Origin of the sequence: Pseudomonas sp. 21615526, assembly GCF_013386245.1 — a bacterium.
Lineage (GTDB): Bacteria > Pseudomonadota > Gammaproteobacteria > Pseudomonadales > Pseudomonadaceae > Aquipseudomonas.
The window spans coordinates 73,640-97,305 of record NZ_JACAOM010000015.1; the positions used below are offsets into that span (position 1 = coordinate 73,640).

At 61.5% G+C, this 23,666-nt stretch carries 21 protein-coding genes; 10 read left to right on the top strand and 11 right to left on the bottom strand.

Annotated elements, in window-relative coordinates:
* Nucleotides 1-10: 10 nt before the first annotated feature.
* The 8 genes from HX786_RS06510 to bioB form a co-directional block, all read right to left on the bottom strand.
* Nucleotides 11-1,300, bottom strand: a complete 1,290-nt coding sequence (locus HX786_RS06510) for a diguanylate cyclase (protein ID WP_178911851.1) — start codon at nucleotides 1,298-1,300, stop codon at nucleotides 11-13.
* 204 nt (nucleotides 1,301-1,504) lie between these two features.
* Entirely contained in the window at nucleotides 1,505-3,310 is a 1,806-nt protein-coding gene (locus tag HX786_RS06515; RefSeq protein WP_008434376.1) for a phenylacyl-CoA dehydrogenase, read from the bottom strand.
* A 337-nt stretch (nucleotides 3,311-3,647) separates the two neighbouring features.
* Nucleotides 3,648-3,929: a hypothetical protein gene (locus HX786_RS06520; protein WP_003211062.1), complete on the bottom strand. Its 282-nt coding sequence runs from the start codon at nucleotides 3,927-3,929 to the stop codon at nucleotides 3,648-3,650.
* 107 nt (nucleotides 3,930-4,036) lie between these two features.
* Nucleotides 4,037-4,717: a dethiobiotin synthase gene (bioD, locus tag HX786_RS06525; RefSeq protein WP_008434374.1), complete on the bottom strand. Its 681-nt coding sequence runs from the start codon at nucleotides 4,715-4,717 to the stop codon at nucleotides 4,037-4,039.
* On the bottom strand, nucleotides 4,714-5,523 hold the full coding sequence (gene bioC / locus HX786_RS06530; RefSeq protein ID WP_178911852.1) for a malonyl-ACP O-methyltransferase BioC: 810 nt from the start codon (nucleotides 5,521-5,523) through the stop codon (nucleotides 4,714-4,716). The genes bioD and bioC overlap by 4 nt, the downstream gene beginning before the upstream one ends.
* Nucleotides 5,516-6,247: an alpha/beta fold hydrolase gene (locus HX786_RS06535; RefSeq protein ID WP_177122386.1), complete on the bottom strand. Its 732-nt coding sequence runs from the start codon at nucleotides 6,245-6,247 to the stop codon at nucleotides 5,516-5,518. The genes bioC and HX786_RS06535 overlap by 8 nt, the downstream gene beginning before the upstream one ends.
* Entirely contained in the window at nucleotides 6,240-7,418 is a 1,179-nt protein-coding gene (bioF, locus tag HX786_RS06540; RefSeq protein WP_177035249.1) for an 8-amino-7-oxononanoate synthase, read from the bottom strand. Before bioF ends, HX786_RS06535 begins: the two co-directional genes overlap by 8 nt.
* A 153-nt stretch (nucleotides 7,419-7,571) precedes the next feature.
* On the bottom strand, nucleotides 7,572-8,627 hold the full coding sequence (gene bioB, locus HX786_RS06545; protein ID WP_003211072.1) for a biotin synthase BioB: 1,056 nt from the start codon (nucleotides 8,625-8,627) through the stop codon (nucleotides 7,572-7,574).
* An 89-nt stretch (nucleotides 8,628-8,716) separates the two neighbouring features.
* Between bioB and HX786_RS06550 the strand changes: the two genes are divergently transcribed.
* From HX786_RS06550 to rarD, 5 genes are all read left to right on the top strand, one after another.
* Complete coding sequence (locus HX786_RS06550; RefSeq protein WP_177022296.1) at nucleotides 8,717-9,454, top strand: ComF family protein; 738 nt, start codon at nucleotides 8,717-8,719, stop codon at nucleotides 9,452-9,454.
* A 57-nt stretch (nucleotides 9,455-9,511) separates the two neighbouring features.
* Nucleotides 9,512-10,276: a TOBE domain-containing protein gene (locus HX786_RS06555; RefSeq protein WP_003211075.1), complete on the top strand. Its 765-nt coding sequence runs from the start codon at nucleotides 9,512-9,514 to the stop codon at nucleotides 10,274-10,276.
* 71 nt (nucleotides 10,277-10,347) lie between these two features.
* The gene (locus tag HX786_RS06560) at nucleotides 10,348-12,246 is read left to right on the top strand and encodes a PhoX family phosphatase (protein ID WP_178911853.1); all 1,899 of its coding nucleotides are present in this window, start codon (nucleotides 10,348-10,350) and stop codon (nucleotides 12,244-12,246) included.
* Nucleotides 12,247-12,436: 190 nt separating this feature from the next.
* Entirely contained in the window at nucleotides 12,437-13,411 is a 975-nt protein-coding gene (locus tag HX786_RS06565; RefSeq protein WP_003211077.1) for a serine/threonine protein kinase, read from the top strand.
* Between the two features lie 178 nt (nucleotides 13,412-13,589).
* Nucleotides 13,590-14,474, top strand: coding sequence for an EamA family transporter RarD (gene rarD / locus HX786_RS06570; protein ID WP_003211079.1), 885 nt, complete (start codon nucleotides 13,590-13,592; stop codon nucleotides 14,472-14,474).
* Nucleotides 14,475-14,696: 222 nt separating this feature from the next.
* Here rarD and HX786_RS06575 read toward each other — a convergent pair whose 3' ends face one another.
* Nucleotides 14,697-15,215 carry a glycine cleavage system protein R gene (locus tag HX786_RS06575; RefSeq protein ID WP_003211081.1) on the bottom strand — a complete coding sequence of 173 codons (519 nt, stop codon included), beginning with the start codon at nucleotides 15,213-15,215 and terminating at the stop codon, nucleotides 14,697-14,699.
* 420 nt (nucleotides 15,216-15,635) lie between these two features.
* Between HX786_RS06575 and HX786_RS06580 the strand changes: the two genes are divergently transcribed.
* Complete coding sequence (locus tag HX786_RS06580; protein WP_177080651.1) at nucleotides 15,636-17,813, top strand: malate synthase G; 2,178 nt, start codon at nucleotides 15,636-15,638, stop codon at nucleotides 17,811-17,813.
* A gap of 59 nt (nucleotides 17,814-17,872) precedes the next feature.
* Here HX786_RS06580 and HX786_RS06585 read toward each other — a convergent pair whose 3' ends face one another.
* Both HX786_RS06585 and HX786_RS06590 read right to left on the bottom strand, forming a co-directional pair.
* Nucleotides 17,873-18,298: a hypothetical protein gene (locus HX786_RS06585; RefSeq protein ID WP_087694746.1), complete on the bottom strand. Its 426-nt coding sequence runs from the start codon at nucleotides 18,296-18,298 to the stop codon at nucleotides 17,873-17,875.
* A gap of 135 nt (nucleotides 18,299-18,433) precedes the next feature.
* Nucleotides 18,434-18,880 (bottom strand): response regulator, encoded by a 447-nt coding sequence (locus HX786_RS06590; protein WP_003211086.1) that lies wholly within the window; start codon nucleotides 18,878-18,880, stop codon nucleotides 18,434-18,436.
* A gap of 246 nt (nucleotides 18,881-19,126) precedes the next feature.
* Here HX786_RS06590 and HX786_RS06595 point away from each other — a divergent pair, with 246 nt between their 5' ends.
* The 4 genes from HX786_RS06595 (at nucleotide 19,127) to HX786_RS06610 (ending at nucleotide 23,497) form a co-directional block, all read left to right on the top strand.
* The gene (locus HX786_RS06595; RefSeq protein WP_003211088.1) at nucleotides 19,127-21,049 is read left to right on the top strand and encodes a putative nucleotidyltransferase substrate binding domain-containing protein; all 1,923 of its coding nucleotides are present in this window, start codon (nucleotides 19,127-19,129) and stop codon (nucleotides 21,047-21,049) included.
* The gene (locus HX786_RS06600) at nucleotides 21,046-21,753 is read left to right on the top strand and encodes a PolC-type DNA polymerase III (RefSeq protein WP_003211091.1); all 708 of its coding nucleotides are present in this window, start codon (nucleotides 21,046-21,048) and stop codon (nucleotides 21,751-21,753) included. Before HX786_RS06595 ends, HX786_RS06600 begins: the two co-directional genes overlap by 4 nt.
* 260 nt (nucleotides 21,754-22,013) lie before the next feature.
* Nucleotides 22,014-22,532, top strand: a complete 519-nt coding sequence (locus HX786_RS06605) for an RNA polymerase sigma factor (protein ID WP_010167452.1) — start codon at nucleotides 22,014-22,016, stop codon at nucleotides 22,530-22,532.
* Nucleotides 22,529-23,497: a FecR family protein gene (locus HX786_RS06610; RefSeq protein ID WP_178911854.1), complete on the top strand. Its 969-nt coding sequence runs from the start codon at nucleotides 22,529-22,531 to the stop codon at nucleotides 23,495-23,497. The genes HX786_RS06605 and HX786_RS06610 overlap by 4 nt, the downstream gene beginning before the upstream one ends.
* Nucleotides 23,498-23,666 lie beyond the last annotated feature (169 nt).

Consider the following 23,666-nt stretch of genomic DNA (forward strand, 5'->3'; position numbering starts at 1 on the left):
CCACCATCACTCAACCGGCAGCGCTGTCCATGCGGACCGCGCCGCGGCGGGTCTGCCCCGCAGCGACCACGCAGTTACGCCCCGCACCCTTGGCGTTGTACAGCGCCTGGTCGGCGGATTTGAGCACTTCTTCAGGGCTGCGCTGCTCGGCCTGGCGTTCGGCCACGCCGATGCTGACGGTCACCGACACGCTGGAAGCGCCATTGCCTACACGACGCTGGCGCCCCTGCTGGTCGTCGTGGGGACGGTCCGGGTTACGCAGCTTGATGTCGTAGTTGGCGATGATTTCGCGGATCTCTTCCAGGTGCGGCAGGCATTCATCCAGGGTCTTGCCGGCGAATACCACGGCAAATTCCTCACCGCCATAGCGGTAGGCCCGGCCGCCGCCGTTGACCTTGGACAGCTTGCTGGCGACCAGGCGCAGTACCTGGTCGCCCACGTCGTGGCCATGGGTATCGTTGAAACGCTTGAAGTGATCGACGTCGCCCATGGCCAGCACATAATTGCGCCCCAGGCGCTGCATGCGCTCATTGAGCGCGCGGCGGCCCGGCAACCCGGTCAGCTCGTCACGGAAGGCCATTTGATAAGCCTCGTGGGCCACCCCGGCAGCGATCATCAGCATCACCTGGCTGCACATGATGTTCAGGGTGAACGGCAGGATGAATGTCTGCGGCAACATCCAGAACAACCCCAGCAACCCTACCAGTTGCGCGGCGTGCAGCGGTCTTGGTTGATACCAGTACTGCGCGGCCAGGGTCACAAAACCAATCAGGAACATCGGATAGGACAGCTGGATCAGGCTCATCCAGCGGCCATGCAAGGCGGGCCAGCGAATTTCAGCCAACCAGCTCAACAAGGCATGGGGGAAACTTTGTTCAAGGGCAAGCGCCACGCTGCCTACCGCAAACAGCACCGCGCAGCGTGCGACGAAGTCGCGAAACAGGTGGGTTTTTTCTTGCCAGACCGCGTAGATGCCGAACAGCAACGGTAACAGCAGGCAACACAGATGGAAGACCACGGCCGCGTCGTCCCGCACGCGACCGTTATCGCGGTAGTAATCGGTCTGGGTATCCAGCAGGAAATAGACCACGTACACCGTGATCATCAGGAACAGCTCTCGTTGGCGCCGGTAGACCGCGCAGTACGAACCGCCCAGCAGCAGCACGAGGGTCGGCAGCACATTGAACAGTGAAGTGAAGAACACATTGAGATCCTTCACATACGCAGCCGAGAGCCCCGCCAGCAGTAAAAGCAGTGAAGGTAAAAAATGACTGAAACGTACAGCAGACACGCGCGACAAGGGTAAAGCTCCGACCCACAAAAAAGATGGCACAGTGCCTTCACTGATCACAGTTAAGCACATTCAATGTGATGCGTATCACATTGCCATCACTGTAACGGCCGCTCGGAGCAATCCCTGAGTGCGGTACTGTGGTTTTTTATCGCGCAAAAAAAACCGCCGCTCCCGAAGGAGCGGCGGCTTTTGAAGCGAACTGGCCGAGGCTTAGTAGCCCAGGTCGAAGTTCTCTTCTTTCATGTCCATCAGGTTGTTGGCGCCCGACAGCATGGTTGCAACGTGGGTGCGGGTACGCGGCAGGATGCGCTGGAAGTAGAAGCGCGCAGTCTGCAGCTTGGCGGTGTAGAAGCCTTCTTCGGTGGTGCCGGCAGCCAGTTTCTCAGCGGCCAGGCGGGCCATGTCGGCCCAGAAGTAAGCCAGGCAGGCATAACCGGAGTACATCAGGTAATCCACCGAAGCGGCACCGACTTCTTCGCGGTCTTTCATGGCCGCCATGCCGACCTTCATGGTCAACTCGCCCCACTCTTTGTTCAGTGCCGCCAGCGGTGCAACGAATTCCTGTACGGCTTCGTTGCCTTCGTTGGCCTGGCAGAACTTGTGGACGATCTTGGTGAAGCCCTTCAGCGCTTCGCCCTGGGTCATCAGCACTTTACGGCCCAGGAGGTCGAGGGCCTGGATGCCGGTGGTGCCTTCGTACAGCATCGAAATGCGGCTGTCGCGAACGTTCTGCTCCATGCCCCACTCGGCGATGAAGCCGTGGCCGCCGTAGATTTGCACGCCGTGGTTGGCGGCTTCAAAACCGACTTCGGTCATGAACGCCTTGGCAATCGGGGTCATGAACGCCAGCAGTGCGTCAGCCTGTTTCTTGGCTTCGTCGTCGGTGCCGTACTTGACCACGTCAACCTGCTTGGCGGTGAAGTACACCATCGCGCGGTTGCCTTCGGCGAAGGCTTTCATGGTCAGCAGCATGCGGCGCACGTCAGGGTGCACGATGATCGGGTCAGCGGCCTTGTCTGGCGCTTTCGGGCCAGTCAGGGAGCGCATTTGCAGGCGGTCGCGAGCGTATTTGAGGCCGCCCTGGAAGCCGATTTCAGCGTGGGACAGGCCTTGCAGCGCGGTGCCCAGGCGAGCGGTGTTCATAAAGGTGAACATGCAGTTCAGGCCTTTGTTCGCCGGGCCGATCAGGAAACCGGTGGCCGCGTCGAAGTTCATCACGCAGGTGGCGTTGCCGTGGATACCCATCTTGTGTTCCAGGGAACCACAGGACACCGCGTTGCGTTCGCCAATCGAACCGTCGGCGTTTGGTACGAACTTGGGAACGATGAACAGCGAAATGCCCTTGGTGCCAGCCGGTGCGTCCGGCAGGCGAGCCAGCACGATGTGGACGATGTTGTCGGCCATGTCGTGTTCGCCGGCCGAGATGAAGATCTTGGTACCGGAAACCTTGTAGGAACCATCAGCCTGAGGCTCGGCCTTGGTGCGCAGCATGCCCAGGTCGGTGCCGCAGTGCGGTTCGGTCAGGCACATAGTGCCGGTCCACTCGCCCGACACCAGTTTGGTCAGGTAAGCCTCTTGCTGCTCGGGGGTGCCGTGCTCGGAAATGGTGTTCATCGCGCCATGGGACAGGCCCGGGTACATGCCCCACGACCAGTTGGCTTCGCCGACCATTTCGCTGACCGCCAGGCCCAGGGATTCCGGCAGGCCCTGGCCACCGTGCGCCACGTCGTGGGCCAGGCTTGGCCAGCCGCCTTCAACGAACTGTTTGTAGGCTTCTTTGAAACCGGTAGGGGTCTTAACGCCTGACTCGCTCCAGGTGCAACCTTCGATATCACCCACGCGGTTCAGCGGTGCCAGTACCTGCTCACAGAACTTGGCGCCTTCTTCGAGAATGGCGTCAACCATGTCCGGGGTAGCGTCCTGGCAAGCCGGCAGGCTCTGATAGTGCGCTTCATAGCCAAGCAGTTCGTCACGAACGAAGCGAATATCACGCAAGGGGGCCTTGTAGTCAGGCATAGCGATAAACCTCTGCTGATGTATCTGGGATGAACAACCGCGTGGATTGTTGTAGCGGTCAAACAGTTGTTTGAAACATACGTTTACGACCTATCCTTGTCAAGCGTCGTGCAAACGCCGTTTGTCATGACGCAGGTCAACGTCAGGCACGGCAAGGCCTGCAGCGAAATGCCGCATGACGATTCAGGAGGAAAAAGATTATTGAGCGGTGAAGATCAATGTGGGCGCTGGCTTGCCTGCGATGCGGGCGCCGCGGTGTATCAGGAGGATCGAGGTGACGCTATCGCAGGCAAGCCAGCTCCCACAGAGAAGCCAGCTCGCACGATAAGAGGGGGGGTTATGCGTAAGTATCGATCAACGTGCCGAGCATTTCGTCGGAAGCCTTGGCGACTTTGGCGCCCAGTTCAACCTGGAACTTGCCTTGGGCCATCTCGACCATGTTGCTCGCCGAGTTGCTGGCCTGATTGGCGTCTACCGAACGCAAACGATCACTTTGCGCGTCCGAAGGCTGGGAAGTGGCGGCGCTGGCAATCTTGCCGGCGGCCTGGTCGACACGGTTCTGCCCGGTCTGAATCGCGCTCAGTCCCGAGTAAAACGCACTGCTACCAGAGATTTCCATGGCGTGGACCTGCCTATAAGAGAATCGTGAACTGTTATTGAAGCAGACCTACCGGCAAAACGCTCGTCAAAAACACTAATGGCATAATGCCTTCTCGATAGGCAAAACTAGTCAAGCAGGTCCAGTTGCAAGTACGCGGCGACCGCTTCGGCGCTGGGATGCTTGAGCTTGGGCACCCTTCCCAGGCATGGCGCGGGGAGTCGTTCAGCCAGGGTCGCGAGGTTTTCTTCCAGACGAGAGGTCTTGGGGTCGATGATATTGGCCACCCAGCCCGCCAGCGGCAATCCGTCCCGGGCGATGGCTTCTGCGGTCAACAACGCGTGACTGATACACCCCAGCCGCACACCCACCACCAGGATCACCGGCAGCTTCAGCGCCTGGGCCAGGTCCGACAAATTGTCCTGGTCCGCCAATGGCACACGCCAGCCGCCCGCACCTTCGATCAAGGTGAAGTCCGCCTGCTTGGCGAGAACGTGCTGCATGGGTTTCAACAACGACTGCACCGTCAGCGCCACGCCGGCTTCACGGGCCGCCAGATGCGGCGCGATGGCCGGCTCGAAGGCCACCGGGTTGACCTCGGCATAACTCAACGGCAACGAACACTCGGCCAGCAACGCCAGGGCGTCCGAATTGCGCAGGCCCTTGGGCGTCAGCTGGCACCCAGAGGCTACCGGCTTGCCCGCCGCCGTACTTTTGCCGGCTTGCCGCGCGGCATGCAGCAGGCCGGCAGCGACGGTGGTCTTGCCGACGTCGGTGTCGGTCCCCGTGATGAAGTAAGCGGCATTCATAGAGGTTTCTCCAGGACGGCGTACACCACTTGATAAGTTGCCGGCAGGCCCTGGGCCTGGCGGAACTGCTCGTAGGCTTGCACCAGTGCAACAATCCGCGCCCGGCCCGTCAACCCTCCTGGGCGCCCCGGGTTCAGATTGTGCGCACCCAACGCTTTCAGTTCGTGGGTCAGGCTGCGCACGTCGGGGTAATGCAACACGTGGGGACACTGCTCCAGGCTGCGCACCCGCAAACCACTGGCTGCGCACAGTTGCTCATAAGCACTGAACGGCCGGAAGCGGTTCACATGAACCATGCCATCCGCTGCGCGCCAGCTTTCGCGCAACTCATCCAGCGTACCCACGCAGAGGCTGGCAAACGCCAGCACGCCGCCGGGCTGCAATACGCGCTGCGCTTCGCTGAGCACTGCGGCAAAATCCGAACACCACTGCACTGCCAAACTGGAGTAGATCAGCCCGCAACTGGCGTCCTGCAACGGCAAGCGCTCGGCATCGCCAGCGATGAAATGTTGTGCACCGCCCAGCGGCCGGGCGTGCTTGAGCATGCCCTCGGCGATATCCAGGGCGAAACCCTGGCTACCCGCAAATGACTGGCCCAGCACACGACTGAAATAACCCGTGCCGCAGCCCAGGTCCAGCCAGCGTTGTGGAGAAAGACCTTCGGGCAAACGCCGCAACAGCTCGCTGCCCACCGCACGCTGCAACTCGGCAACGCTGTCGTAACTGGCGGCTGCGCGGGAAAAGGAGGCCGCTACCTGGCGCTTGTCTGGCAAGCCGCCGGGCAGCACATGGGACAAATCAGTCATCACCGCACTCATGCAAAAAAGCCTGGATGGCCCCCGCCACACCGTGGGGGTCCTCCAGTAGAAAAGCGTGACCGGCCTGTTCAATCAGGCCGATTTCAACGTCAGGCAACAAGGCGAACAACTCACTCGCCACTTCAGCCGGAACCAGCCCGTCCAGCCCGGCAAACAGATGCAACTGCGGCCCTTGAAAGTCGACCAACGCCTGACGGGTGTCCAATCGGCCCAACAGCTCCAGACCACTGAGCAAGGTTTGCGCGGAGGTTTTAGGGGCACCCGCCAGCAATAGCCGAGCAAGTGATCGGGGATCGCTGGAGCCCCGGGCGCAAAGCAGACTGAAGCGTTTTAACGTCGCAACCGGATCAAGGCGGCAACCGTTAAGAAACGCAATAAAATCCTCTTCGTGCATGCCATGGTCCCAGCGGGACCAGGCCACGAAGCTTGCGTTGCTGGCAAAGGTGAGCAAACCGCAACAATGATCACCGCGCCGCGCGGCCAACTCGGCAGCAAGCATGCCACCGAGGGACCAACCACCCAGCCAGACGTCTTGGGGCAAGGTCGAATCCAGCTCATCGAGCCACTCTTGAAGGTCGTCCGACTCCACGCCCGGCAACGGTTCGATCTGCACCTGCAAGTGTTCATCCAGCCCCTGCAACGCCGCCGCCAGCGGTTCCAGCGGCGAAACGCCGAGGCCCCAGCCAGGCAGCAATATCAGTCGATCACGCATGGTCGGGCTCCTGGCCTAACAAGCGGAAACACTCTTCCAATGCGCTTAACAATAGCTGCACCTGGGCGTTGCTGTGGGTCGCCGTCAGGGTCACCCGCAGGCGAGCGCTACCGGCAGGCACGGTCGGTGGCCGAATCGCCGTCACCATCAGCCCGCGCTCGCGCAGCATCTGCGACAAACGCACCGCGCGGGCACTGTCGCCAATCATGATCGGCTGGATCGGCGTGAAACTGTCCATCAGTTCCAGGCCAATCTGCTCGGCGCCCTGGCGGAACTGGCGGATCAGCCCATTGAGATGCTCACGGCGCCAATGCTCGGTGCGCAGCAATTCCAGGCTTTTCAGCGTGGCGCAGGCCAATGCCGGCGGTTGGCTGGTGGTGTAGATATACGGGCGGGCGAACTGGATCAGGCTTTCGATCAGCTCTTCGCTGCCCGCGACAAACGCGCCGGCAGTACCGAAGGCTTTGCCCAGAGTGCCCACCAACACCGGAACGTCTTCCTGGCTCAAACCGAAATGCTCGACGATCCCACCACCGTTGGCGCCCAAAGGCCCGAAGCCATGGGCGTCATCCACCATCAACCATGCGCCCTTGGCCCGGGTTTCACGGGCCAGCGCCGGCAAGTCGGCCAGGTCACCGTCCATGCTGAACACGCCGTCGGTCACCACCAGCGTATTGCCGGTGGCTTTCTCCAGGCGCTTGGCCAGGCTTTCAGCATCGTTGTGCAGGTAACGATTGAAGCGCGCACCCGAGAGCAAACCAGCGTCCAGCAACGAGGCGTGGTTAAGGCGGTCTTCCAGCACCGTATCGCCCTGCCCCACCAGCGCGGTGACGGCGCCAAGGTTGGCCATGTAACCGGTGGTGAACAGCAGCGCCCGCGGGCGACCGGTGAGGTCGGCCAGGGCCTCTTCCAGTTCATGGTGCGGCGTGCTGTGGCCGATCACCAGATGCGAAGCGCCGCCACCCACGCCCCAGCGAGCCGCGCCCGCGCGCCAGGCTTCAATCACTTGCGGGTGATTGGCCAGGCCCAGGTAATCGTTGTTGCAGAACGCCAGCAACGGCTGGCCGTCGACCACCACGTCAGGGCCTTGCGGGCTCTGCAGCAGTGGACGTTGGCGATACAGGTGTTCGGCACGACGAGCCGCAAGACGCGCGGCGAGATCGAAAGACATGAGACCTCGGTAGATCAGGGTGAACGCGGTCAAAAATGTGGGAGCGGGCTTGCTCGCGAAAGCAGTGGATCAGTCAGCTTATGTATTGGCTGACACACCGCCTTCGCGAACAAGCCCGCTCCCACATTTGGATGGCATTCCAAAGTGGACTTATCAAACAGCCGCGTTGTAAAACTGCTCGCTGCTCTTCTGCTCCACCAGCGCCTGCTCGATCGCCGCCTGGTGCACTTCATCGGCGTGCTCTTCACGAGCTTCCGGCAAGATGCCCAGGCGCGAGAACAGTTGCATGTCCTTGTCCGCCTGCGGGTTGGCAGTGGTCAGCAGCTTGTCGCCGTAGAAAATCGAGTTGGCGCCAGCAAAGAACGCCAGGGCCTGCATCTGCTCGTTCATCGCCTCACGCCCGGCCGACAGCCGCACATGGGACTGCGGCATCAGGATGCGCGCCACCGCCAGCATGCGGATGAAGTCGAACGGGTCGATGTCGTCGGCGTTTTCCAGCGGCGTGCCGGCAACTTTCACCAGCATGTTGATCGGCACCGATTCCGGATGCTCCGGCAGGTTGGCCAGCTGGATCAGCAGGTTGGCGCGGTCGTCCAGGGACTCGCCCATGCCGAGGATGCCGCCGGAGCAGATCTTCATCCCCGAATCACGCACGTACGCCAGGGTTTGCAGGCGCTCGCCGTAGGTGCGGGTGGTGATGATCGAACCGTAGAACTCCGGCGACGTGTCGAGGTTGTGGTTGTAGTAATCGAGGCCGGCCTGGGCCAGGGCTTCGGTCTGGTCCTGGTCGAGGCGGCCGAGGGTCATGCAGGTTTCCAGGCCCATGGCCTTCACACCTTTGACCATCTCCAGCACGTAGGGCATGTCTTTGGCCGATGGATGTTTCCAGGCGGCGCCCATGCAGAAGCGGGTCGAGCCGATGGCCTTGGCGCGAGCGGCCTCTTCGAGGACCTTCTGCACTTCCATCAGCTTCTCTTTTTCCAGGCCGGTGTTGTAGTGGCCCGACTGCGGACAATATTTGCAATCTTCCGGGCAGGCGCCGGTCTTGATCGACAGCAGCGTGGAAACCTGGACGCGGTTGGCGTCGAAATGCGCGCGGTGCACGGTCTGCGCCTGGAACAACAGGTCGTTGAAGGGCTGTACGAACAGCGCTTTGACTTCGGCTAAAGACCAATCGTGACGCAGGTTGGCAGTGATGCTGGCGCTCATGGGCGATTCCTTGATTATGCTTTGGCAAGCCCTGTGGGAGTAATACCCACAGGTACGACACGGATGCTCGGCATATTTAAGGAAGATTCATGCACTGTCAACTTGAGAACAAACACGAGGTTTACATCTGGTTAAAAAGCAACCAAACCTGTTTAATCTGCGATGAAAGCAGCGGAACGGCCGATCCTGTCTGCGGCGCCTGCGAAACCGAGCTGCCCTGGCTGATGGAACATTGCGAGGTGTGCGCACTGCCGTTGCCGGCGACGGGCCTGGTGTGCGGCCAGTGCTTGAAGCAACCTCAGGCGTTCAAGCAGGTCGTCGCGCCGTGGACCTACAGCTTCCCCATCGACAGCCTGATCAGCCGTTTCAAGCATCAGGCCCGCTGGCCGCTGGGGCACCTGCTTGCGCACCTGTTGGGACAATTCCTGCAACACCGCTATGAAGATGCCGCGCTGGCTCGCCCCGACTGCCTGCTGCCCGTGCCCCTGGCCCGCAAACGCCTGCGGGAACGGGGCTTCAACCAGGCGGCGATGCTCGCCCGCTGGCTGAGTGAGGACCTGAACATCCCCTGGGATGAGCACCTGCTGTCACGGCCGCGTGAAACCGTGGCGCAGCAAGACCTGGACGCCAGGACCCGCAAGCGCAACCTGCACCAGGCCTTCGCCCTGGCCGACGGCGCGCAAGTCAAAGGCCGGCACTTGGCGCTGATCGACGACGTACTGACCACCGGCGCCACCGCCAGCAGTCTCGCCCGCCTGTTGATGGATGCCGGCGCCCGACAGGTGGATGTGTATTGCCTGGCCCGTACGCCCAAGCCCGGCACATGACTTGACTCGCGGGCGCCCTGCCCGCAACGTCTGCCCATTCCATCGAAGCGTGTAACCATGTCCCTGCCAACCCTCTTGAGCCAACACATCGTCCGTCGCCCGCAGCGCATTGCACTGCTGCAACATATTGCCGAACAAGGCTCCATCACCCGCGCCGCAAAGAGTGCGGGGCTGAGCTACAAGGCGGCCTGGGACGCCATCGACGAACTGAACAACCTGGCGCAAAAGCCCCTGGTGGAACGCAGCGTTGGCGGCAAGGGCGGTGGCGGCGCCAGGTTGACGGCCGAGGGTGAGCGGGTATTACGCCTTTACCAACGCCTGCAGGTGTTGCAAGCCCAGGTGCTGGATTCCGCCGAAGACGCCAGCGACTTCAACCTGCTGGGCCGCCTGATGCTGCGCACCAGCGCACGTAACCAGTTGCACGGCCGGGTGATCGCCATCGACAGCCACGGCCGCAATGACCTGATTCGCCTGGAGCTGGCAGCCGGGCTGCGCCTGGATGCGCAGATCACCCACGACAGCACGTTGCGCCTGGAGCTGGAGATCGGCACCGAAGTCGTCGCCCTGATCAAGGCCGGCTGGCTTGAAGTACTGGCCGTCACGCAGGCAGCAACACCTGGACACAATTGCCTGGAAGGAAAAATCGAGGCCATTCTCGATGCCGAAGACGGCCCCAGCGAGGTGCGGATCACCTTGCCCAACGGCCAGGTTCTCTGCGCCCTGGCCCGGCCCGACGCGCTTGCGCAGATCCATGCCGCCGAAGGCCTGCAGGTGAAGGTGCAGTTCTCCCCCAGCAACGTGCTGCTGGGCACTCCGGTGTAGCGCTTCAAACTGCAACAATTTCGTCACGACTGCTCCCTAAGGTGGCTGCAAAAACCCGCAGGGAGCCTGAAATGAGCCTATTAGAAGAAAACCAAGCCACCGACCTGGAACAGATGGTCGGCCTCAGCCGCCGGCGTTTTATCGGCGCCGGCGCCCTGTGCGGTGCCGCGATGTTCCTCGGCGGCAACCTGCTGACCCGCAGCGCCCTGGCGGTCAACGCCGCGTCGAACAGCCCATTGCTGGGTTTCACCAGCATCGCCTCGGCCACCAGCGACACCATCACCCTGCCGCCCGGCTACAGCGCTTCGGTACTGATCAGCTGGGGCCAGCCGCTGCACAAGAACGCGCCGGCCTTCGACCCCAGCGGCAACGGCACGGCCAAGGCCCAGGAACAGCAGTTCGGCGACAACAACGACGGCATGAGCCTGTTCGCCTTCCCCGGTGACGACAACCGCGCGCTGATGGCGATCAACAACGAATACACCAACTACCGCTACCTCTACGCCCACGGCGGCGCGCCGCAATCGGCCGAAGACGTGCGCAAGGCGTTGGCCAGCGAAGGCGTGTCGGTGATCGAAGTACGGCGCAAAGGCGACACCTGGCAGTTCGTCCAGGACTCGCGCTACAACCGGCGCATCCACGGCAACTCGCCAATCCGCTTCGGTGGCCCTGCGGCGGGCCATGCCTGGCTGAAAACCAGCGCCGACAAAACCGGCAAAAAAGTCCTCGGCACCTTCCAGAACTGCGCCAACGGCAAGACCCCGTGGGGCACGTATCTCACCTGCGAAGAGAACTTCACCGACTGCTTCGGCAGCAGCAACCCGCAACAGACCTTCGACGCCGGGCAGAAACGCTATGGCGTGGTGGCCGCCAGCAAAGACATCAACTGGCACCCCCACGACCCGCGCTTCGACATGGCCAAGAATCCCAACGAACTCAACCGCCATGGCTGGGTGGTGGAAATCGACCCGTTCGACCCGCAATCCACACCGGTCAAGCGCACCGCCCTCGGCCGCTTCAAGCATGAAAATGCTGCGCTGGCGGAAACCCGCGACGGCCGCGCCGTGGTGTACATGGGCGACGACGAGCGCGGCGAGTTCATCTACAAGTTCATCAGCCGCGACAAGATCAATCACAAGAATCCCAAGGCCAACAAGGACCTGCTGGACCACGGCACCTTGTATGTGGCGATTTTCGACGCGGGCGACGGCAATGCCGACCATCCCAAGGGCCAGGGCCAATGGGTCGAGCTGACCTACGGCAAGAACGGCATCGACGCCAACAGCGGTTTTGCCAGCCAGGCCGAAGTGCTGATCCACGCGCGCCTGGCCGCCAGCGTGGTGAAAGCCACCCGCATGGACCGCCCGGAATGGATCGTGGTCAGCCCCACCGACGGCCAGGTGTATTGCACCCTGACCAACAACGCCAAGCGCGGCGAAGACGGCCAGCCGGTGGGTGGCCCGAACCCGCGGGAGAAAAACGTCTACGGGCAGATCCTGCGCTGGAAGGCCAACGCCAATGACCATGGCGCGCCGGACTTCAGCTGGGACCTGTTTGTGGTGGCCGGCAACCCGGCGGTGCATGCCGGCACGCCAAAGGGCGGCTCATCCAACATCAACCCGCAGAACATGTTCAACAGCCCGGACGGCCTGGGCTTCGACAAGGCCGGGCGGTTGTGGATCCTCACCGATGGCGACTACAGCAACGGTGGCGACTTTGCCGGGATGGGTAACAACCAGATGCTGTGTGCCGACCCGTCGACCGGTGAAATTCGCCGGTTCATGGTAGGGCCCGTGGCCTGTGAAGTGACCGGGATCAGCTTCTCGCCGGACCAGAAAACCCTGTTTGTGGGGATTCAGCATCCGGGGGAAACCGGTGGGTCGACCTGGCCGGAGCATCTGCCAAATGGCAAGCCACGGTCCTCGGTGATGGCGATTCGTCGGGATGATGGCGGGATCGTCGGCGCCTGATAAGGCCTCTTCGCGAGCAAGCCCGCTCCCACACTTGACCGCATTCCTAAGGTGGAACTCGGTCAAATGTGGGAGCGGGCTTGCTCGCGAAGGCGTCCGCACAGCCACCACCTATCCCACCACCTATCCAACCCTGGGTGCGTTACCATACCCGGCCGGACGCGGCGCCCTGCTGCGCGCAGGAGTTCGCATGGCACACCCGTTTGAAACACTGACCCCTGACCTGGTGCTCGACGCAGTCGAAAGCATCGGTTTCCTCAGCGACGCCCGCATCCTCGCGCTCAACAGCTACGAAAACCGTGTCTACCAGGTCGGCATCGAAGACTCCGAGCCCTTGATCGCCAAGTTCTATCGGCCGCAACGCTGGACCAACGAAGCGATCCTCGAAGAACACAGCTTCACCTTCGAACTGGCCGAGTGCGAAGTGCCGGTGGTGGCGCCGATGATTCACAACGGTGAAAGCCTGTTCGAGCACGCGGGTTTCCGCTTCACCCTGTTCCCGCGCCGTGGCGGCCGCGCACCGGAGCCGGGCAACCTCGACCAGTTGTATCGCCTCGGCCAATTGCTCGGCCGCCTGCATGCGGTCGGTTCCACCCGCCCCTTCGAACACCGCGAAGCCCTGGGCGTGAAGAATTTCGGTCACGATTCCCTGAACACCCTGCTGGAAGGCAACTTCATTCCTCGCAGCCTGCTGCCAGCCTACGAGTCCGTGGCCCGCGACCTGCTCAAGCGTGTGGAGGAGGTCTACAAGGCCACGCCCCACAAGAACATCCGCATGCACGGCGATTGCCACCCCGGCAACATGATGTGCCGCGACGAGATGTTCCATATCGTCGACCTCGATGACTGCCGCATGGGCCCCGCCGTTCAGGACCTGTGGATGATGCTCGCCGGTGATCGTCAGGAATGCCTGGGGCAACTGTCGGAATTGATGGACGGCTACCAGGAATTCCACGACTTCGACCCGCGCGAACTGGCCCTGATCGAACCCCTGCGTGCCCTGCGCCTGATGCACTACAGCGCCTGGCTTGCACGGCGCTGGGACGACCCGGCGTTCCCCCACAGCTTTCCCTGGTTTGGCAGCGAACGTTACTGGGGCGACCAGGTGCTAGCGTTGCGCGAGCAGTTGTCGGCGCTCAATGAAGAACCCTTGAAACTGTTCTAACGCACACCACAATCCCCTGTAGGAGCTGGCTTGCCGGCGATGCAAGCGCCTCGGTGTATCAGTGGAACCGGGGTGAAGCCATCGCCGGCAAGCCAGCTCCTACAGAAAAGCACATCCCACTGACTGACAAATATCCTTACAATCGCGGCTTTGTTAGCTGCCTAAGCAAGGATTCTGCATGCAAGCCGCCAACCCCCGTCGCGGGTACATATTGGGCCTGAGCGCCTACGTCATCTGGGGCCTGTTCCCGATCTACTTCAAGGCCATCGCCAGCGTTCCCGCCGCAGAAATCATCGTCAACCGCGTGCTGTGGTCGGCGCTGTTCGGCAGTCTGCTGCTGATAGTCTGGAAACACCCGGGCTGGCTCCGAGAACTGCGGGACAACCCCAGGCGCCTGGCGATCCTGGCCCTGAGCGGCACCTTGATCGCAGCCAACTGGCTGACCTACGTGTGGTCAGTGAACAGTGGCCGCATGCTGGAGGCCAGCCTGGGTTACTACATCAACCCGCTGGTGAACGTGCTGCTGGGCATGGTGATCCTCGGCGAGCGCCTGCGCCGCCTGCAATGGGTGGCCGTGGGCCTGGCAGCGGTAGGTGTGGCGCAACAGGTATGGCAAGTCGGCAGCCTGCCGTGGGTATCCCTGGTCCTGGCGGCGACCTTTGGTTTCTACGGGTTGATCCGCAAGCAGGCGCCGGTCAAGGCATTGCCCGGGCTGGTGGTGGAAACCTGGATGCTGGTGCCGATTGCCATCGCATGGTTGCTGTTCAACCCCTCGGCCCACAGCGCACAGATGGAATTCTGGAGCACCTCCGAAGCGTGGTGGCTGGTGGCCGCAGGTCCGGTGACGCTGATCCCGCTGGTGTGTTTCAACGCCGCCGCACGGCATTTGCCCTACACCGCCCTGGGCTTCCTGCAATACGTGGCGCCCACCCTGGTGCTGCTGGAAGCCGTGCTGTTATTCAACGAACACCTGGCACCCGCCACGCTGATCGCCTTCTGCTTTATCTGGGCCGGCCTGGTGGTTTACAGCATCGACGCCTGGATGACTGTGCGGAAAAACTGATCAAATAACGTACAAACCTCTGCAAGCCACAGCTGGTGTGGCTTGCAGGCATTCACCCCAAGGTTATCCACAGCCTGGTCCCCGGCGTTTGTGCACAAGCCCTTGAAACTGTTCGTTTTTTAGCCAGCTGGCGAAGAGCCACGGCCCGCCTGGGCCGGACGCGGGTCTCTACAGGTTATCCACAGGCCCATGCAAGATTTCCATGCATAACCTTGTGGGCAACTATTCCTCGCTGCGTAGTTCCAGTTCCACCATCAAGTCGTCGGCCAGGGTTTCCAGCGCCGCCTGCAAGGTTTCCAGCGGCAGCGTCAACGGCACCGCCAGCAAGGCTTCGGCGTGGAACAGCAGGTCGCTGCTCATGGGCGCCGGGCGCACGTCGGTGATCAAGCGCTCCAGGTTGACACCCTGCTTGCTGAGCAGCGCGGTGATGTCGCGAACAATCCCCGGCCGGTCGTTACCGACCAGTTCCATCGCGATGGGTTGCGACTCGCTGGGGGCGAGCGAACTGCTTTCGCCCAGCAGCACGCGAATGCCGTGGGTGGACAAGTCTTCCAGCGCGCCAATCAAGTCCAGCCGATTTTCCGCCGGCACGCTCACCCGCAAAATCCCGGCAAACTGCCCGGCCATGTGCGCCATGCGGCTTTCCAGCCAGTTGCCGCCATGGGCGGCGATGCACTGGGCGATGCGTTCGACCACACCGGGTTTGTCCGGGGCGATGACAGTCAGTACGAGATGGTCCATGGTGTCGTCCTCTTCTTATGAAAATCAGGTAGGAACCAGGCGTTCCCCTCGTACCTACCAAGGTGGACTCAGGTAGCCACGAAAACAAATCGTGTACCATTTTTATATTTATATGGAACAATCCAATAGTTTTTTGAGAACATCCCGTACCCCACTGTGACCGTACGACCAAAGTGGGTCGCTAAACGACGTATTTAGTCTAATTTTCACAACCGCAACTCATCATGTAGTATGCCCAATCGCGCACTACATAACGTTAGGTCGATGTCTGCCAAGGCAACCACGCACCGCGACGCAGCCCGCCCAGCCGCCTTCTACGGCATGTACTGGTGCAGCGTGTTCACGGTTTACATGGCCAGAGGCTTCATTGGTAAATTGAAAAGCTGAAAAGCGCATAAGCTCCGCAGAGTGAGGCAAGCAATGACTGAACACGTTCAAGTCGGTGGCCTGCAGGTCGCCAAAGTCCTGTTCGACTTCGTGAACAACGAAGCCATTCCTGGTACCGGCATTACCGCCGACCAGTTCTGGGCCGGTGCCGACAAGGTCATCCACGACCTGGCGCCGAAGAACAAAGCCCTACTCGCCAAACGCGACGATTTTCAAGCGCGGATCGACACCTGGCACCAGGCACACGCCGGCCAGGCCCACGACGCGGTGGCCTACAAAGCCTTCCTTCAAGATATCGGATACCTGCTGCCAGAAGCCGCGGATTTCCAGGCCTCGACCCAAAACGTCGACGAAGAAATTGCCCACATGGCCGGCCCGCAGCTGGTAGTGCCGGTGATGAACGCCCGTTTCGCCCTCAACGCTTCGAATGCGCGCTGGGGCTCACTGTATGACGCGCTCTATGGCACCGACGCCATCAGCGAAGCCGACGGCGCCGAAAAGGGCAAAGGCTACAACAAGGTGCGTGGCGACAAAGTCATCGCCTTCGCCCGCGCCTTCCTTGACGAAGCCGCGCCATTGGCTGCCGGCAGCCACGTGGACTCCACTGGCTACAAGATCGTCGACGGCAAGCTCGTGGTCAGCCTCAAGGGCGGCAGCAACAGCGGCCTGCGCAGCGATGCCCAGTTGATCGGCTACCAGGGCGACGCAGCCAAGCCGACTGCCATCCTGCTGAAGCACAACGGCCTGCACTTCGAAATCCAGGTCGACGCCAGCACCCCGGTCGGCCAGACCGACGCCGCCGGCGTGAAAGACGTGCTGATGGAAGCCGCCCTGACCACCATCATGGACTGCGAAGACTCCGTCGCCGCCGTCGATGCCGATGACAAGGTCGTGATCTACCGCAACTGGCTCGGCCTGATGAAGGGCGACCTGTCGGAAGAAGTCGCCAAGGGTGGCAAGACCTTTACCCGCACCATGAACGCCGACCGCGTCTACACCGGTGCCGACGGCAAGGAAGTGACCCTGCACGGTCGTTCGCTGCTGTTCGTGCGTAACGTTGGCCACTTGATGACCATCGACGCGATCCTCGACAAGGATGGCAACGAAGTGCCGGAAGGCATTCTCGATGGCCTGCTCACCAGCCTGTCGGCGATCCACAGCCTTAACGGCAACACCCGCCGCAAGAACAGCCGCACCGGTTCGGTGTACATCGTTAAACCGAAAATGCACGGCCCCGAAGAAGCTGCGTTCACCAACGAGCTGTTCGGTCGCATCGAAGACGTGCTGAAGCTGCCGCGCAACACCCTCAAAGTCGGGATCATGGACGAGGAGCGCCGTACCACGGTCAACCTCAAGGCCTGCATCAAGGCCGCCAGCGAGCGCGTGGTGTTTATCAACACCGGCTTCCTCGACCGTACCGGCGACGAGATCCACACCTCCATGGAAGCCGGCGCGATGGTGCGCAAGGCCGCCATGAAGGCCGAGAAGTGGATCGGCGCCTACGAAAACTGGAACGTGGACATCGGCTTGAGCACCGGCCTGCAAGGCCGCGCACAAATCGGTAAAGGCATGTGGGCGATGCCCGACCTGATGGCCGCCATGCTGGAGCAGAAGATTGCTCACCCGCTGGCCGGCGCCAACACGGCGTGGGTTCCTTCGCCGACGGCGGCTGCGCTGCATGCGCTGCACTACCACAAGGTTGACGTGTTCGCCCGCCAGGCCGAACTGGCCAAGCGCGAACGTGCTTCGGTAGACGATATCCTGACCATTCCCCTGGCCCAGAATACCGATTGGTCCGACGAAGAAATCCGCAACGAGCTGGACAACAACGCCCAGGGCATCCTCGGTTACGTGGTGCGCTGGATCGACCAGGGCGTGGGTTGCTCGAAAGTCCCGGACATCAACGACGTCGGCCTGATGGAAGACCGCGCCACCCTGCGTATCTCCAGCCAGCACATTGCCAACTGGTTGCGCCACGGCATCGTCAATGAAGCCCAGGTGATGGAAAGCCTCAAGCGCATGGCGCCGGTGGTGGACCGTCAGAACGCCGGGGATGCGCTGTACCGTCCGCTGGCTCCGGATTTCGACAGCAACATCGCGTTCCAGGCAGCGGTGGAGTTGGTGATTGAAGGGACCAAGCAACCGAACGGCTATACCGAGCCGGTGTTGCACCGTCGGCGTCGGGAGTTCAAGGCCAAGAATGGTCTGTGAGTAAGCGCTAGAAACGAAAAAGCCCTGACCTATCGATCAGGGCTTTTTTGTTTGGGATGTCAATCGGACTCAACGGTGTAGTTCCCATTAAGCGTGACCGTTCCTCCGTCCGATTCAAACGTTACGTTTGTAAGTTTCCCGATGTGCTTGAAGGTAGTACCGGACTCCGGACGATCGACCAGCACAGTGAGGTCACCCAGCACAGGCTGATGGTATGAATGGCCGTCGGCATCGCGGTAGGTGACATTAAGAAGTGGAGCTTTCCGATGATGCGGCCCGGCTTTCAAGTCGCTTCCGTAGTAGATACGAACACTCTCAACTGCACCGTCCAAAGCGCTCCAGGAGAGATAGCCAAAGACGTCTGTAGGCACAAATACATGACTCAAGGTGCCATCTCGCGAAACTTCAATACGAGCATCACCACTGCTTAAAGTCTTGGCCTTGTGCAGTTCTTTCTCATCGATATTGAATTTTTCAGTACTCATGATGAACTCCTGTTCACAAATTGATTAGGTGCAGGCCTGCGACCCACCCCCTCCTAATCAGTAAACATGCGAAGTTCGATACTTTCCTACTGTCAGAATTGACAGTTCTTCGCGAAATCAGACCAATGGCACCGTCTAGGACGCCATCCCCAACTCCCGCTTCACCATTTTCGCCAGCTTCACGCTATCAATCGGCTTGAGCAAAAAGTCCACCACGCTCAAATGCATCGCATCAATCACATCCGGCGCTTCGGCGTCACCCGACATGATGATGATCGGCAGCGCCGCCCGGGTGGATTCGCGCACCTGGCGAATCAATTGCAGCCCGTTGCTCGGCGTCATGCGCAGGTCGGTGATCAGCAAGCCGATGGAGCTGCTGGAACTCAACAAGTCCCATGCAGCCTCGCCGCTGTCGGCGGTCATGCAACGAATGCCGTCCAGGCCAAGAATTTCTGCCAACAGTTCGCGCGCGTCCTTGTCGTCATCCACGATCAAAACCCGTTGTGGCGGCAAATCCGGCTCCTGCATAACTGCACTCAGGGCCTCGCGCTCGGCATCACTCAAAATATCGTGGTCGGACATACGTTTCTCGGCAGTTCTATTCAATCTCCCAGCACAGAAGTCAGACATCGCCGGAAGGGCGAACAATGTGCACTTCGTCGGAAAGTTTGCCTAGTGGGCGTTCTACGGGGTTTGGACGATATTCATGTAAGGTTTTTCCCTAGTAAGTGAGGGCGAATCGCTACCTAGACTTACGTCCAATGGGCACCCGCAGCGCAGGAGTCGACCATGGGGCACGATAACGACAAAAAAACTGCGGTCATAGGTATGAGTAAAGCTGATGCTTTCACACAAGCGGGGAAAACCGCTGTGTTGCAGAACATCCACGGCACCCTGCAATTCCTGCAACGCTTCCCGCCGTTCAACCAAATGGAAAACGCCCACCTGGGATTTCTGGTAGAGCAGTGTCAATTGCGCTTCTACGGCCCCGGCGAGAGCATCCTCAAGCCCTCGGGCGGGCCGGTGGAACACTTCTATATCGTCAAGCAGGGGCGCGTAGTCGGCGAGCGGCCGGACTCGACAGAAACCACCTTTGAAATCACCACCGGTGAATGTTTTCCGCTGGCGGCGCTGCTGGGGGAGCGGGCCACCCGTACCGAGCACAAAGCCGCCGAAGACACCTTCTGCCTGCAACTGAACAAGCCGGCCTTTATCAAGCTGTTCGCCCTTTCCAGCGCGTTTCGCGACTTTGCCTTGCGCGGCGTGAGCAGCTTGCTGGACCAGGTCAACCAGCAAGTCCAGCAAAAGGCCGTGGAAACCCTCGGCACCCAATATTCGCTGAACACCCGCCTGGGCGAATTGGCCATGCGTCACCCGGTCACCTGCAGCCCGCTGACGCCGCTGCGTGAAGCGGTCACGCAAATGCACGAGCAGCAGGTGGGCAGCATTGTGATCGTCGATGAACACAAGGCGCCCCTGGGGATTTTCACCCTGCGGGACCTGCGCCAGGTGGTGGCCGACGGCACCAGTGATTTCAACCAGGGCATCGAGCGCCATATGACCCAGGCGCCGTTTTTCCTCACGCCGGACCACAGCGCGTTCGACGCGGCGATTGCGATGACCGAGCGGCATATCGCCCACGTGTGCCTGGTCAAGGATCAGCGCCTGTGTGGCGTGGTGTCCGAGCGTGACCTGTTTTCCCTGCAGCGGGTGGACCTGGTGCACCTGGCGCGCACCATCCGCAATGCGCCCAGAGTCGAAAACCTGGTGGCGATTCGCGGCGAAATCGGCCAGTTGGTGGAGCGCATGCTCGCCCACGGCGCGTCGTCTACGCAGATCACCCACATCATCACCTTGCTCAACGATCACACGGTGTGCCGTGTCATCGAGTTGACCCTGGCCGACAAGGGCGACCCGGGCGTGCCATTCAGCTGGCTGTGTTTCGGCAGCGAGGGCCGCCGCGAGCAGACGCTGTATACCGACCAGGACAACGGCATCCTGTTCGAAGCCCGGGACGCCGCCGAAGCCGCCGAGATTCGCGGGCGCCTGCTGCCGCTGGCACAACAGATCAACCAGAGCCTGGCGCTGTGCGGCTTCAGCCTGTGCAAGGGCAATATCATGGCCGGTAACCCGGAGCTGTGCCTGTCCCGGGCGGAATGGGCGCGGCGCTTTGCCGGGTTTATCCGTGAGGCGACGCCGGAGAATCTGCTGGGTTCGAGCATCTATTTTGATTTGCGGGTGGTGTGGGGCGATGAGCAAGGGTGCGAGCAACTGCGCCAGGGCATTCTCGACCAGGTGGCAGACAACCGTTTGTTCCAGCGCATGCTCGCCGAGAACGCGTTGCGCCAGCGCCCGCCGGTAGGGCGCTTCCGGGATTTTGTGTTGACGCGCAAAGGCGCCGACAAGGCAACCCTTGACCTCAAGGTGCAAGGCCTCACGCCATTTGTCGACGGCGCCCGTCTGCTGGCATTGGCCAACGGCATCAGCGCCATCAACACCCTGGAGCGCTTGCGCCAACTGGTGGCCAGGGAAGTCATCGAACGCCTTGATGGCGCCGCCTATGAAGAGGCCTATCACTTCATCCAGCAAACTCGCATGCAACAACACCAACTGCAAACCCGCGAGAACCTGCCCTACTCCAACCGCGTCGATCCCGACAGCCTCAACCACCTCGACCGGCGCATCCTGCGCGAATCCCTGCGCCAGGCCCAACGCCTGCAAGGCAGCCTGACGTTGCGGTATCAGCTGTGAGCTGGTTTGGCTGGTTGCGCAAACCCAAACCTGGCCTGGATGCGGCGCAACAACGGCGCGTCGAGCAATTGCCCACACCTGGGGAGCTGGGGGACGGATCGCTGCGGGCCCAGCGCTGGGTGGTGGTGGACCTGGAAACCAGCGGCCTGAACCTCAATCGTGACCAGGTGCTTTCCATTGGCGCCGTGGTGATCGAGGACGGCGCAGTGGACTTCTCGCAATTGTTCGAACGCACCCTGCACCGGGCCGAGACCAAGCTCAACCCCAGCGTGCTGATCCATGGCCTAGGGCCCAGCGCCATTGCGGCGGGCAGTGACCCGGCAGAGGCGCTGATGGACTTCATGGAGTTTGTCGGCGACAGCCCGCTGCTGGCGTTTCATGCGCCCTTCGATCAACACATGCTGTGCCGGGCACTCAAGGACAGCCTGGGCTATCGCTTGAACCACCCGTTCCTGGACGTGGCCGACATCGCCCCGCTGCTGTGCCCCGACGCCAACATCCGCGAAGCCGGGCTGGATGACTGGATCACGCATTTCAAGCTGCAAGTGGGCGAGCGTCACCATGCCAGTGCGGATGCGTTGGCAACGGCGGAACTGATGCTGATTTTGTTCAGCCGCGCACGGCAGCAGCAGATCGACAGCCCGCACGCGTTACAACAGCGCCTGGGCCAATGGAAACGCCGCAAGCAAGCGCCCTCATTCTAATGGTGGCGAGGGAGCTCGCTCCCGCTGGGGTGCGAAGCGCCCTCAAATCAGCCAACCCATTTCCAACTGAATAAATGCACTGCCAGGATTACGACTGCTGCGCAGCCGAGCGGGAGCAAGCTCCCTCGCCACAGTAAGCGGCATCATCATGATAGATATCATTACGCCGCCGCCCGACCAACGCCAATTGCACCCGCCTTACACCTCTGCCACAATCGCGAATAATTCTCGTTAGTTTAAACTTTCCGATCGGTGTCGCCTTGTCGTCAATCCAAAGTCCCCACAGTGAGCTTGTTGGCGCGTTGTACCGCGACCATCGCAGCTGGCTGTTGGCGTGGCTGCGACGCAACGTGGCCTGCCCCAGCCGCGCCGAAGACCTCAGCCAGGACACCTTCATGCGCCTGCTGGGCCGTGAAGAACTGCGTGAACCCCGCGAGCCGCGGGCGTTCCTGGTGGCCATCGCCAAGGGCCTGCTTTTCGATTATTTCCGCCGCGCCGCGCTGGAACAGGCTTACCTCACCGAACTGATGCTGATCCCGGAAAGTGAGCACCCGTCCCCGGAAGAACAGCAACTGATCCTCGAAGACCTCAAGGCCATCGACCGCCTGCTGGGCAAACTCTCGAGCAAGGCCCGCGCGGCCTTCCTCTATAACCGCCTCGACGGCATGGGCCACGCCGAAATCGCCCAGCGCCTGGGGGTTTCCGTGCCCCGGGTGCGGCAATACCTGGCCCAGGGTATCCGCCAGTGCTACATCGCCCTGTATGGCGAGCCGCTGTGAGCCCGGTCAGTTCTAAGCCGGTGTCGGCGCGGGTGCTCGACGCGGCCATTGCCTGGCAACTGTCCCTCGACTCGGGCGACGGTAGTGCCGTGGAGCAGGAAGAATTCGCCAAATGGCTGGCCAGCAACGAAGAACACGCCCGCGCCTGGCGCCAGTTGGGCATGCTCGATCAGCGTTTCAGTGTGGCCTCGGGCCCGGCCCGTGCGGCATTGCTGCAGTCGCGCGAAGGCATTCGCCGCCGCGTGCGCAAGCTCGGCAGCGGCCTGGCCAGTGTGGTGCTGGTGTGCGGCCTGGCATTGTTCGTCGGCCAGCGCTACGTGCCGCTCAACTATTGGCTGGCAGACCAGCGCACCGCCACCGGTGAACAGCGCACCCTGAAGCTGGCGGATGGCACCGTGATCAACCTCAACACCCACAGCGCCATTGACGTGCGCTTTGACGAGAAACGTCGGCTGATCGTATTGCAGGAAGGCGAGATCCTTGTCGAAACCGGCCACAACGACGCCCGCCCGTTTTTTGTCGAAACCCGCGAAGGCAGCCTGCGCGCCCTGGGCACACGGTTTATCGTCAAGCGCGAGGAAGATGGCACCCGCCTCAGCGTGTTGCAGTCTGCCGTCGGCGCACAGCCTGAAGCGCTGCATCAAGAGCAGATCTTCAAGGAAGGCCAGCAAGTGCTGATGCGCCGCGACAGCCTCGGCCCGATGCTTGCCGTCAGCCCCGGCACCGACGCCTGGACGCGCGGCATGCTGGTGGTGGACAACGCGCGGCTCGGCGATGTGGTTGCCGAACTGAGCCGCTATCGCACCGGTTACCTGGGTGTGGATAAACAGGTGGCCGACCTGCGGATCACCGGCAGCTTTCCGTTGCACGACACCAACCTGGCACTGAACGCGCTGCTGCCGACCTTGCCGGTGCAGATTCAACAATACACGCCGTGGTGGGTGACGGTGGCGCCCAAGCCGTAGGCTCCTGTGGTGCATAGGCCATTGTCATCGCAGGCAAGCCAGCTCCCACAGGTGGAATGCGTTCCCCTGTGGGAGCTGGCTTGCCTGCGATGAGGCCCTCAAAAACAGCACTCACCCACTAATAGAAATTATTTTCATCGAGCCCTATCACTTTTTGCATCTCGCTCGG

Coding starts and splice junctions, on each gene's coding strand:
- HX786_RS06515 (WP_008434376.1), bottom strand. CDS start 3,310: ATGCCTGACTACAAGGCCCCCTTGCGTGATATTCGCTTCGTTCGTGAC.
- HX786_RS06520 (WP_003211062.1), bottom strand. CDS start 3,929: ATGGAAATCTCTGGTAGCAGTGCGTTTTACTCGGGACTGAGCGCGATT.
- bioD (WP_008434374.1), bottom strand. CDS start 4,717: ATGAATGCCGCTTACTTCATCACGGGGACCGACACCGACGTCGGCAAG.
- bioC (WP_178911852.1), bottom strand. CDS start 5,523: ATGACTGATTTGTCCCATGTGCTGCCCGGCGGCTTGCCAGACAAGCGC.
- HX786_RS06535 (WP_177122386.1), bottom strand. CDS start 6,247: ATGCGTGATCGACTGATATTGCTGCCTGGCTGGGGCCTCGGCGTTTCG.
- bioF (WP_177035249.1), bottom strand. CDS start 7,418: ATGTCTTTCGATCTCGCCGCGCGTCTTGCGGCTCGTCGTGCCGAACAC.
- bioB (WP_003211072.1), bottom strand. CDS start 8,627: ATGAGCGCCAGCATCACTGCCAACCTGCGTCACGATTGGTCTTTAGCC.
- HX786_RS06550 (WP_177022296.1), top strand. CDS start 8,717: ATGCACTGTCAACTTGAGAACAAACACGAGGTTTACATCTGGTTAAAA.
- HX786_RS06555 (WP_003211075.1), top strand. CDS start 9,512: ATGTCCCTGCCAACCCTCTTGAGCCAACACATCGTCCGTCGCCCGCAG.
- HX786_RS06560 (WP_178911853.1), top strand. CDS start 10,348: ATGAGCCTATTAGAAGAAAACCAAGCCACCGACCTGGAACAGATGGTC.
- HX786_RS06565 (WP_003211077.1), top strand. CDS start 12,437: ATGGCACACCCGTTTGAAACACTGACCCCTGACCTGGTGCTCGACGCA.
- rarD (WP_003211079.1), top strand. CDS start 13,590: ATGCAAGCCGCCAACCCCCGTCGCGGGTACATATTGGGCCTGAGCGCC.
- HX786_RS06575 (WP_003211081.1), bottom strand. CDS start 15,215: ATGGACCATCTCGTACTGACTGTCATCGCCCCGGACAAACCCGGTGTG.
- HX786_RS06580 (WP_177080651.1), top strand. CDS start 15,636: ATGACTGAACACGTTCAAGTCGGTGGCCTGCAGGTCGCCAAAGTCCTG.
- HX786_RS06585 (WP_087694746.1), bottom strand. CDS start 18,298: ATGAGTACTGAAAAATTCAATATCGATGAGAAAGAACTGCACAAGGCC.
- HX786_RS06590 (WP_003211086.1), bottom strand. CDS start 18,880: ATGTCCGACCACGATATTTTGAGTGATGCCGAGCGCGAGGCCCTGAGT.
- HX786_RS06595 (WP_003211088.1), top strand. CDS start 19,127: ATGAGTAAAGCTGATGCTTTCACACAAGCGGGGAAAACCGCTGTGTTG.